Source organism: Prevotella sp. OH937_COT-195 (genome assembly GCF_003932845.1).
In the GTDB taxonomy this organism is placed as follows: domain Bacteria; phylum Bacteroidota; class Bacteroidia; order Bacteroidales; family Bacteroidaceae; genus Prevotella.
This window is the reverse complement of sequence record NZ_RQZH01000037.1, coordinates 1-11,518: the sequence shown is the minus strand read 5'-3', so window position 1 is coordinate 11,518 and position 11,518 is coordinate 1. Positions and strand designations below refer to the sequence as shown.

Below are 11,518 nucleotides of genomic sequence, written 5' to 3'. Positions count from 1 at the left end.
TTTGGGTTGCGATGCGGTCGTCTAAAAGAGACAAAAGGTCTGCTATTTTCTTCTGTTCTTCCAAACACGGATTGAAAGTTTTAATACCTCTCAAATGTTCTCCATAAAGATGCACAACGGAAACGCCTTGTGCAACTTTAGCTATGTCATATTTTCGTTTACCATTCAACTGATAACTCATGAAAGAACCATCATAGTCATGTAGGCGAATAATATTCAAATCGCCACCTAATAAAATATTATCGTTGAGTACACAACGTGCAGTTGCTATATCTTCTGCGGTTTCACCAGAACATGGTATAATAATATCATTGGCTTGACTTCTAACCAATTTAGTGTTATCTGTGTTCGTTCTGCTAATGACATCTTTTATTATTTCTGACTTATTCTTTTGAAATACCTGTACCTTTGTACAAGTACGCAATTTCTGATAATCGCTCTTCTTTCCATTCTTCTACAAACTCCGGAAATCTTATATTTGGGACATTAAGGACTTTATCTTTGTTATCTACTGCCATAGTCATTGTTCCTCTGTTGTTTGTGAATACTTTAGGTGCATAGCTTTCTCTGTCAGACGGAATCGCTGATATGGATGTTTGGGCTGATCAGGGTATTTTCGCTCAATAAGTCCTTCATTTAACGCAGGTGTAATATAGTTCTCACGAAAACGCTCTTTGTTTTTTAATTGACATGCCACCATAATTTCAGCGATAGACATAAACTCGTAGTTCATAACGTCCATTAGCTTTTGAAATTGTTTCGTAAGAGAAATATCATCTGACGAACTACTCCCCCAATTTGTATCTATAGGAGATGAACTACCCCCCAAATTATTCTCTTTTTGGGTGGTAGTTAAGTCATTTTCACTTGAACTACCCCCTAAAACCTCGTTCTTTTGGGTGGTGGTTGTACTTTCTTTAGTATAACTTGACTTATCCGATGGACGTTTGAACGTAACCCACACGAAATTTGGATTGATCTGCCAAGTTGGTTCCTCAACACCTGCAGCCGCACATGAATCTATAATACGACGGACACCTGAGCCCCAACTTTCAAGGAAAGTACTCCTGTATAGAAAATTGGCAATCAGCGGATTATAGGGGTGGGAGTTGTGAGGTTGCTTGATAGTCTCAGGAGTTAATTCCGGAGGAAGTATTCCTGGATTCTCAATCTCTACACGGTCATCATAAATGGCAATGCCTACGGAAGATCCAGGCTGATCGTATCGACGGTGACAAAGACTATTCACAAGGGTTTCGCGCAGTGCTTCTACGGGAATTTCAAGTTGTTCTATACGATGAAGACCCACGATCTTTCCGCTCAAATTGAGGTGCTTGAAGAGAAACGACATACCAGAATCAAGCAAATCGAAGAAGTTGCCCTCTGCCTGTTGGTTGTCACCAAACTCATTCTTTCCCGTACCACGGAAACGTGCCATACGTAAACGCAACTGTGGATAGCCCCTTAGTTTCTTAGTGAAGAGCATCACGGCAGCATTATTCAGTTTGCCATCATTAAGCAATTCTGACTTTTGGAGCAATGTCTCTATAGGTTCTGTCATAGCGGTTCCATTTAGACGACCACCTTCTGCGCCTAACCGAATGGCACCGCGTATTCTGTTTTCATCAAGGTCTGCTATAGTAATACCATCAGCCTCCTGCCGTTCCCATGCGAAATATTGCGGTTTGCTCTGACGTAAACGCTCATCGTACATGTCACGAGGCATAACCTTTGTCGTACTCTCCACCTTATAATACGGACGTCCGTTGCAGGTGTATGGGACATGCCCCCATACCCACGGATCAAAGTGCATAGCAATGACTTGATTACCTGGATGCTCAGGCACATCTATGTACTCAACCTTAACATCAATGGCTGGTTCCAGTCCGGCAAGTGCATTTGCAATCTTCTGACGTGTACTGTCTGTTACCTGTTGCCCAACTATCTTCAATGACTCCGGGGGAACACCGATAATGAGCCAACCGCCATCAGTATTCAGGAATGCACATGCAGTATGCATCCCATCCTTCAGATCTCCCGTCGTCTTTTTCAGTTCCAGAATACGGGTTTCGTCTGTTGCTATGATAGACTTTATATCGTCAATTGTCATACGCTGTTTTCTTTTTATTCCGCAATTCCTAACTCTTTCAGATACCCTTCAATCTCCTTGTCAAGGTCGGCACGTTTGGTTTCCAGTTCCTTGATTTCCTTCATCACGGCATGGATGTCGATAGGTTCTTCTTCCTCGAATGTATCCACATAACGGGGAATGTTGAGATTGTAGTCATTTTTTGCCACTTCTTGCAGTGTAGCAAGATGGCTGTACTTTTCTATCTCCTTGCGTTCACGATAGGTGTCAACAATCTTCTGGATATGCTGTGGACGGAGTTTGTTTTGGGTCTTTACTTTCTCAAACTCCTTGCTGGCATCAATAAAGAGAATGTTGTCATCTTCCTTACGGCATTTCTTAAACACCAGAATGCAGGTTGGAATACTTGTTCCATAGAAGATATTGGCAGGCAGTCCAATAATGGCATCCACATAGTTCTTCTTCTCAATGAGAAAACGACGGATAACGCCCTCTGCATTCCCACGGAACAACACACCGTGAGGAGCGACACAAGCCATCGTACCACCTTCGTTAAGGTGATAAATCATGTGGAGGATAAAAGCATAGTCAGCTTTTGACTTGGGAGCCAATACGCCCGCCTTGCTGAAACGGTCGTCGTTGTTGAACTTGGCGGCGGCACTCCAGTCGGCTGAGAATGGTGGATTGGCGACGACGGCATCAAACTGGCGGTCACCAAAGGCATCAGCCTCCAATGTGTCACCGTTCTGAATATCGAAGTCGTTGTACTTCATCCCGTGCAGCAGCATGTTCATTCGTGCAAGATTGAAAGTTGTGGGATTCTTCTCCTGTCCGAAAATGCTGTCAGCCTTACCGCTTCTTGCAGTGCGAAGCAACAGAGAGCCAGAGCCACAAGTGGGGTCATAGACATCTTTCAGTCGGGTCTTGCCTGTGGTCACAATCTCTGCCAATATCTGGCTGACCTCCTGCGGTGTATAGAACTCACCCGCTTTCTTTCCAGCACCAGCGGCAAATTGACCTATCATATATTCGTAGGCATCGCCAAGAATGTCAATGTCACTGGCATCCTCCAGTCCAAAGTCGATACCGTTGAGGGCAACAAGAACATCGCTAATCAAGCGGTTCTTATCATCTGCCGTCTTACCGAGTTTGGGCGAAGCAAGGTCTATATCGGAGAAGAGTCCGCCAAAATCGTCCTCGCTTTCCTGTCCGATAGTACTGTCTTCTATCTTCTTCAGCGAACGCTCCAGTTGGGGCAGGATATTCTCCTTACGTCCGATGGCATCAATGATGGTAGAGAAAAGGAAGTCCGTCTCCACGAAGTAACCGAGGTTATCCACACACATGGACTTGATTTCCTCTTTTATTTCCTCGTCATTACTTGCCCATACCTTTTGGAAATTCGTTTCATCTGCCTCTAACTCGTCATTGACGTACAACTCTATCTTTTCCGACAGGTACTTGTAGAAGATGAAGCCGAGAGAGAAATACATAAAGTCACTTGCCGACATGTTTCCTCTCAGCGTATTGGCAACCGTCCAAAGCTGGCTGCGTAGTTTCTGTTGCAGGTCTTCGCCCATATCTTTTTTCTATTTTTAATCTCAATTATAAGTGTTAATAATTTCTCTCAGTTGCTCCACGATACGTTTTAGCATCGTTGAACGCTCCATCAGTTTCAGTCCCTTCTTCGCACGGATGGCCTTTTGGATAATTTCAGGTTTCTCCCGATGCAGGTAATTATATTCTGAGATGAACTTATTCAATGCCTCTTCTTCGATGCCTTCAAAGGTAGCCAAAGTATGTACGGCATTATTACGTTTCGTTGCTATATACTCATCCAGACGGCTTTCCAAATCCATCGAGCCATCAGCCTTCGACTGTTGGAATCCTTGCTTGTCGTTATCCACATGCTCACGTATGAATCCGTCAATCAGTTTCAACTTGTTGCGCATCACGGCATCCTTAATCATCGTGTCGAGAATATCCTGACGTTTCTTGTCGTAGTCCTCTTCATCAGGATTCAGGTTGGCAATCAGTTCCAGAATGTATGCCACGTTTATAACGTCGCTATGCAACAGTTCCAGACAGAAATCGATGTCCTCCAATGTGCTTTCATCGTTGTATGGTATCTCTGCTTCTGCTACTACTGACGGAGTATCAACAGGAGTATTGATGATGCCGACGGTGATGTCAAGATACTTGCTCTTGAAGTCTGCGAACTCCTGTTCACTCATATAGAAGTCAGGATCACTGGCGTTAAAGTCCTCGTATATCTGTATCTCTGCATGTTTCTTGATAATCTCACGGAATGCCAACACGAAGTCACGCTTGTCCAACTCGCTCCGCAAGGTGTCGATATACTGAGGCTTTGGGTACTTCTTCAGGAAGTTGATGGTGAGGTCGTTCAGTTCTTTCTTCACTTCCTCGTATGGTTCACGAACAATCATCGTGTCTATCACATCCTCATTGCAGAACAGTTTGATGGAGGCATCCACTTTGTCCTTCATGTCACGGAAGCATACCACCTTTCCGAAGCGTTTCTTCTCGTTAAGTACGCGGTTGGTACGGCTGAATGCCTGTAGCAGTCCGTGATACTCCATATTCTTATCAACATAGAGTGTATTCAGTTTCTTCGCATCAAAGCCAGTGAGGAACATACCCACCACTAACAGCAAGTCAAGCGGCTCCATATCCGGCTTTTTCTTCTTCATGCGCAGGTTGATGTCATCGTAATACGCACTGAAGTTATCGGTATTGAACGCCGTACCGAACATCTGGTTGTAGTCATCCATAATTTTCTGCAACTCGTCTGCCGTCACGTTGTCATTCTCAAAACCTTGGTTTGTGCCAGTCAGGTTGTCGTCTTGGCTTTCGTTTGCAGCGTAGGTGAATACGGCTCCTATCTTGATTTTCGGGTTCAGTGATTTGAATATCTTGTAATACTTCAAGAGCATCGGCACTGACTGGATGGCGAATAGGGCATTATACTCTCCGTCGAAAGTCGATTTGTTGAAGTTGTTGAGGATGAACTGTGCAATCTCTGTCATGCGTTTTTCGTTCATCATGTCAATATTCTGCTGTCCTTTATAGTATTCCACAAGGAAGCCCAGTACATTCTCGTCGGCAATGGCATCCTTGATGAGATAGTGGTGCAGACACTCGCCAAAGACTTCGCCCGTTGTTTTGTCCTGCTTGGCATTCTCTGGGAAGATCGGTGTGCCGGTAAATCCGAATATCTGCAGATTATTGAAGAACTTGACAATGTTCTTGTGGCAGTCTCCGAAGTGACTACGGTGACACTCGTCGAATATCATCACCACCTTCTGGTCACGGACTCCCTGCAACTTTTTGTTGTAGTATTCACGGGTCACGGCCACATTCAATTTCTGAATGGTGGTGATGATAATCTTGCTTTCGCCACGCAGACGCTTGATAAGTTCTTTGGTGTTGTCAGTATTGTCAACGGCACCGGGCTCGAATGCTTCATACTCTGATTGTGTCTGAGTGTCGAGGTCGTGACGGTCAACGACAAACATCACCTTGTTGATGCCGTCTATCTCGCTGACGAGTTGAGCCGCCTTGAAGGACGTCAGCGTCTTTCCGGCTCCAGTGGTGTGCCATATATATCCGTTCTTGTTAGTGTTCTGCACACGGTCGATGATTTGCTCCACGGCATAGAACTGGTAAGGACGCAACACCATCAGACACTTGTCACCCTCATGCAGCACGATGTATTTGCTGATTATCTTGCCGAGGTTGCACTTGTCGAAGAAGAAGTAGGCGAACTTGCTCAGTTCATTGAACGGCACGTTCTCCGCATCCGTCCAGTTGAACGTAAACTTATAACCGCTGTTGGGATTGTTGGCGAAGTAACGGGTATTCACACCGTTGCTGATAACGAATAACTGGATGTAATCGAAGAGACCATGAAACGAAGTTTTATGATAACGCTGAACCTGATTATATGCTTGTTTCAACTCCACACCACGTTTTTTCAATTCAATCTGCACCAAAGGCAGACCGTTAATGAGGATAGTCACATCACAGCGGCACTTCTTTTGTCCTTCGACAGTTATCTGATTTGATACCTGAAACTCATTCTGGCACCAATGTTGTTTGTTGATGAACTCAATCCAAACACGTTCACCATTTTCCAACTGGAAATTCTTCAGGTCACGGAGTTTCTTGGCTTTCTCAAAGCGAGTGTCGCCTTCCAAATAGCGAAGTATCTTGTCGAACTCATTTTCTGTGAAATGCTCACGACCATGTGCAGCCAATTCCTTTCGGTTATGTTTCTCCAACTGCGTCTTGAAGTTGGCATACAAGTTGTCTTCTCCCTTGATGGAAACGAACTCGTAGCCCATATCCGTCAGGGTTTTAATGAGTCCTTGCTCTAATATTTTTTCGCTCTGTGTCATACATTCGCTTTACGTTAACATTAGGGAAACAAAATCCCCAATTTAATATTTTGCCACAAAGGTACTCAAAAATCCTCAGATTTTCCCATTATAGAGCAATAGTGTCCTAAATAATTTTGTGAAAACGCATAGAAAGTTGCCTCAAATCATGTGATTTGACGTATTATGTTTCACAGGTAAATATCACATACCCCTTTATCGTTTCCTTTAACCCAAATCGGTCATTAGACCGCATTTGGGTTTGAGAAAACTGCGTATTTGTGGCGTCGATTTGGATGGAAGTGACTGAATATTGGTGCAAAACAAAACGAGCAGAGCATACCCAAAGGCATATTCTGCTCGTTCTTGCCGGAAATTCCCTGTTATTTCAGATTATGACGGAGGTGCGTTCTTACAATTTTCCTGCATTGCTCCGTCTGTATTCCGTAGGTGTGACACCGTAGGCGTTTTTGAATGTCCGCAAAAAGTTGGAATAGTCGTTGAATCCGCATCTGTCGGCTATCTCCCTGAAACTCATCCGCGAGTCTCCGTCAAGAAGGCTCTTGGCTTTCTTGATTTTCACATGCTGGATATAGACCGTCGGGGTGCTGTTGGTGATGGCATTTATCTTGCGATAGAACTGCCTGTCGCTCATGCACAAGGCCGATGCAATCTGCGATACCTCAATTTCCTTTCCGCGACTGAGTTGGAGGTATATGACATCAGACACTTTGGCAAGGAAGCGTCGCTCGACATCGGTGAATTGCGTCTCCTGCTGCTTGTCCGTACCGGTGTTGCCGAACTTGTCACGCAGACGGCGATGGCGGTCGAGCAGTTTCTCCACCCGGGTGCGCAGTTCGTCGGCGTTGAACGGCTTGGCGAGATAGGCGTCGGCTCCGGCTTCCAATCCTCGTATGCGTTCCTCCTCCGTAATCTTCGCCGTGACCACGATGATGGGAATATGGTCGGTGATCTCGTTGCCGCGCACCTGCCGGCACACCTCTAATCCGTCCATGCCGGGCATCATCAGGTCGGTGATGATGAGGTCGGGCACCAAGTCGAGCGCCTTGTCCACTCCCTCCCTGCCGTTGGCGGCGTAGCTCACGGGATATTTGCCTGTGAACTGCGAGCCGATATAGGCGGCGATGTCGCGGTTGTCCTCGATGACTAACAGGCGGCATCGGTCGTCGTCGCCCTCACTGTCTGCAGGAGTCGCTTCCGTCTCGGTCAGGAGCGGCGCGCGCTCCACAGGATGAGCGATAAACTCGGCACTACGGGCTTTGTTCCTTATCGGCACGGCGATGTGGAAAGTAGTGCCTCTTCCCGCCTCGCTCTCCGCCGTGATGCTGCCCTCCACGGCATCCACAATCTGCTTCACCAGCGCCAGTCCCACGCCCGTACCCACTTGCTGCGCCTCGCTCTCGCCTCGGTAGAACGGCTCGAACACGTGGGCAAGCGTCTCCTTGTCCATGCCTTCACCCGTGTCGGATACATCAATGAAGAACCGTTCGCCCTCGCGCCATGCCGTCACGCTCACCTTGCCATATTCGGGCGTAAACTTGAAGGCGTTGGAGAGCAGGTTGTTCATCACCTTATTGACATAGTCGGGCACGAAATCCATCGTCACCGTTTCCTTGGCGAAGAACTGCAGGTCGATATTCCCGCTGCGGGCATAGTCGCGCCAGGTCTCCACTATCATGGTGAGCTGCGCCGTGATGTCACCGTTGCGCCAGTCGGCGTTGCCCACCGCCGAGCGTATCTTCGAGATGTCCAGCAGTTGGTTGATGAGCGCGAGCAAGCCCTTGCCCTGCCGCTCGATGGTCTTCGCCTTGTCGCTCACTCCTTCCGCTTCGGTGGCTTGCAGGTCGTGACTCAATCCGAGTATCACGGTGAGCGGCGTGCGGAACTCGTGTGTGATGTTGGTGAAGAAGTTCTCGCGCAATGACGCAAGCCGTTTCAACGCCAAGTGGTTGCGGCGGCGTATTCTCGACGAATAGACGAGCACACCCACGATGAGCAGCAGAACAGCCACCAAGGCGATGCCGCCAAAGACAACGAGCCGCTGCTCATCGCGGTCAAGTTCTTGCTGCCGAAGCAGTTCCTCTGTCTTGAATCTTGCGTTCTGCTGGCTCACCGCCTGTTCCATGTCGCGGTGATAGATGGAATCTTTCAATGCGGAATAGCGCACAAGGTGGCGGTCGGCCTCGGCAAGGTTGCTGCCTTTCAGCGCCTCGTAGAGCCCCTTCTGCGCACGGCTCTCGTTGTACATGTCGTTCTGAGCGGCAAACACCTCGGCTGCCTGCTTGAAGTATTGGGCTGCCTCGGCGTGTGCGCCACGGTGGTTGAGCAGTTCGCCCATCTGGTTACGACAGATGGAGAGCGACCTGACGTTGCCCACCTCCTCCAATATCGGCATGGCCTGCTTCAACGAGCGTTCCGCCTCGGCATATTGCTCCAGCGCCATCTGTGCCGAAGCCATCTGCGATAGGCGTATGCCCACCTTGGCTCTGTTGCCCCGCAAGGCATCCAAGTCGTAGGCACGCCGGGCATAATCGAGAGCCAATTGTTCTTTGTTCATTACATGATATATTTCCGATGCCATGCCATACTGGATTGCCATCCGGTCGGAATCGCGTGCGGCGGTGCTGTGCGTGATGGCTTCGAGCACATAGCGTTCGCCGTCTTTCAGTTGCTTCGAGGTCAGGCAGATGCCTGCCAGAGTGTTGAGCGATCTGCTGATGCGGCTTTCGTCACCTATCTTGCGGTCGAGGGCAAGGCTCCTGCGTACATACTCCACGGCACGCGCATAGTCTGACATGCGGAAATAGTTCACTCCTGCCAGGTGCTCGCAGTCGCTCTGCTGTTCCATGTCGCCTACGCGGTAGGCAAAGGGCAGTGCATATTGTACGCAGCTCAGGCTTTGTTTGTAGTCCTGTGTATCCCAGAAGTACATACTCGCCCAGTACCACAACAACATTTCCACGCTGTCGGCAGGTGTGCGGGTGGTGGCGACAAACCGTTCGTCGGTAATCTCTTTCTGATAGACGAGATCGAAAATATGATTGGCCGAGGCTATGCGTTCCGCTCCGTCCTGCCGCTCATAGTCTTGCAGCAGCCGGCTCATGGCCTGTCCCTCCTCCGAGGTGGCGGCGGCTTTGTTGCTTTCCGTGCGCTTGAACTCGTCCGGGGTAAAAGCCTCTGTTTTCTTTCCGCATGAAACGAGCAGGAAAGAGATTGAGACAAACGCCGCTAATATGCTTGAAATCAATTGTCTTGGTTTGACACAACAAATATTAAAAGGTTCGTGGTGGGGATGTGAAGGGGCTTTAAGACCGTGTTTGTGGCACTGCATATATGTGATGATGTTAGTGTTGTTCATGGGTTGTTATAAATAAGTTGCTCAAAGCATACAAGGGTACGATATTGATGTGTCGCTCGGAATTATCGTCCTGTTTGTCATGGTAAAAAAGACGACCGAAATTCTCGAGTGATGTGCGGATACCGTCGAAGAGCTTGCGTTCACGCATGAAAATCCAAAGGCTCTGCATGCTCCCTTGCGTGCTGGCTTTCACCTCTATGGGAAGTATCTTGCCGTTGCTTACTTTGAGATAGTCCACTTCCGCCTGACTGTTCCTCGCATGATTCTGCCAATAATGCAAGTCGGGTTTCATAAAGCAGTCGCCGTATTTCATCATCTCCAATCCGGCAAACATCTCGGACGCGCTTCCCTTGTTCACAAAATCCACCTCGGTAGCCATAAGAATGTCTCTCGCGGGGATGTTGAGCATGGTCTGCATGACACCCAAGTCAAAGAAAAGATACTTCACGTAACTTTCATTTTCCTCTGCTCCGAGTGGGACGCCATGTGCGTCCGTATGCTTCACGGGGGCTACAAGCCCGGCAAGCGTGAGCAGGTGCAAGGCCTCTTTCACCACCGTCGATTTCGTGTCGCGCGCGGCTGTGGCATAAACGAATTTCTTTCCTGCCTGCAATGCTGTCGAACGTAGCACTTGCCTGAGGAGAACAGGCGAAAACCGTTTCTTGTATTTGGAAAAGTCGTCGCCGTATGTGTCGATAATTTCATTGTGGATACGCGACACCTCTATGTAGCTGTGCGTTTCCACCCATTCCGTCACGGCTGCCGGCATTCCTCCTACGAGATAGAACGAGCGCAGCTGTTCTGTCAAGGCTTTGTGTGCCGATGCCGTAAGAGGGGCGCAGGCCGTTGCCTTCCGTTTGAAATCAACAGTGAGCCCAAGCCCCTGAGCCATGAGAAATTCGTCGAACGAGAACGGATACATATACAGAGAACGTATCCTTCCCACACCAAACGACGGCAGTTCCTCCAAGGCAAACTCCAGCAGCGAGCCGGCGGCAATGACGTGCAGTTCGGGATAGTCCTCCTTGAAGTAGCGCAGAGCCATGACAGCCTCCTTGCTCACCTGAATTTCGTCGATGAAGAGGAGCGTCTCGCCCGGTATGATGGGTATGGCAAGCGTACCGCTGAGTTTTTCGCACGTAGTCTTCACGTTGATGTTCTCCGTGAACAGCTGCCGCAGATCGGGTTGCTTTTCAAGGTTCACCTCCACAAAGTGGCGGAATTGCTTTCCGAGTTCTCTTACGGCAGTAGACTTGCCCACCTGACGAGCGCCCCGTATCAGCAATGGTTTGCGGCGGGCATCGTTTTTCCACTCGAGCAATTTGTCGTCTATGTGTCTTTTGAAATAAGTCATCCGGATATTATGATTACCGTTTAGAAATGATTTGCGTACAAAGTTACGATTAAATTCTGAAAACACAATCAAAAAGGAAAAGAAATTGTCTGAAATCAACATCGAAACAAAGACCGTTTCAGCCGGAATAGGCAGCGAAAACGCTGTCCCCGCTTTTCATATTGTGGTTGGAATCTTATGGATGAACACTCTGCAAGCCTCTTTTTCCTCAAAAAACCGGCAATTGTTAATATCTGTAAATATGTCAGTGCTATTCATTCGCAATCAGTGCGTTACGGGCACAAAATGTCCGATGGTGC

The 11,518-nt window shown here is 48.1% G+C and carries 6 protein-coding genes and 1 pseudogene; 1 reads left to right on the top strand and 6 read right to left on the bottom strand.

All coding sequences use genetic code 11. From position 1 onward, the window contains the following. From EII32_RS10640 to EII32_RS10615, 6 genes and pseudogenes are all read right to left on the bottom strand, one after another. Positions 1 to 524 (bottom strand): annotated as a pseudogene (locus tag EII32_RS10640) (restriction endonuclease subunit S); the annotation flags it as partial. Next, entirely contained in the window at positions 521 to 2,110 is a 1,590-nt protein-coding gene (locus EII32_RS10635) for an ATP-binding protein (protein WP_125235381.1), read from the bottom strand. The pseudogene EII32_RS10640 and the gene EII32_RS10635, both read right to left, overlap by 4 nt. A gap of 14 nt (positions 2,111 to 2,124) precedes the next feature. Then, entirely contained in the window at positions 2,125 to 3,669 is a 1,545-nt protein-coding gene (locus tag EII32_RS10630) for a type I restriction-modification system subunit M (RefSeq protein WP_125235380.1), read from the bottom strand. A gap of 21 nt (positions 3,670 to 3,690) precedes the next feature. Next, on the bottom strand, positions 3,691 to 6,507 hold the full coding sequence (locus EII32_RS10625; RefSeq protein WP_125235379.1) for a type I restriction endonuclease subunit R: 2,817 nt from the start codon (positions 6,505 to 6,507) through the stop codon (positions 3,691 to 3,693). Between the two features lie 391 nt (positions 6,508 to 6,898). After that, positions 6,899 to 9,865: an ATP-binding protein gene (locus tag EII32_RS10620; RefSeq protein ID WP_125235378.1), complete on the bottom strand. Its 2,967-nt coding sequence runs from the start codon at positions 9,863 to 9,865 to the stop codon at positions 6,899 to 6,901. Next, on the bottom strand, positions 9,852 to 11,219 hold the full coding sequence (locus EII32_RS10615) for an ATP-binding protein (RefSeq protein ID WP_125235377.1): 1,368 nt from the start codon (positions 11,217 to 11,219) through the stop codon (positions 9,852 to 9,854). Before EII32_RS10615 ends, EII32_RS10620 begins: the two co-directional genes overlap by 14 nt. Positions 11,220 to 11,304: 85 nt before the next feature. Between EII32_RS10615 and EII32_RS12570 the strand changes: the two genes are divergently transcribed. Further along, on the top strand, positions 11,305 to 11,518 hold a 214-nt coding region (locus EII32_RS12570; RefSeq protein WP_233582383.1), incomplete at its 3' end, for a hypothetical protein.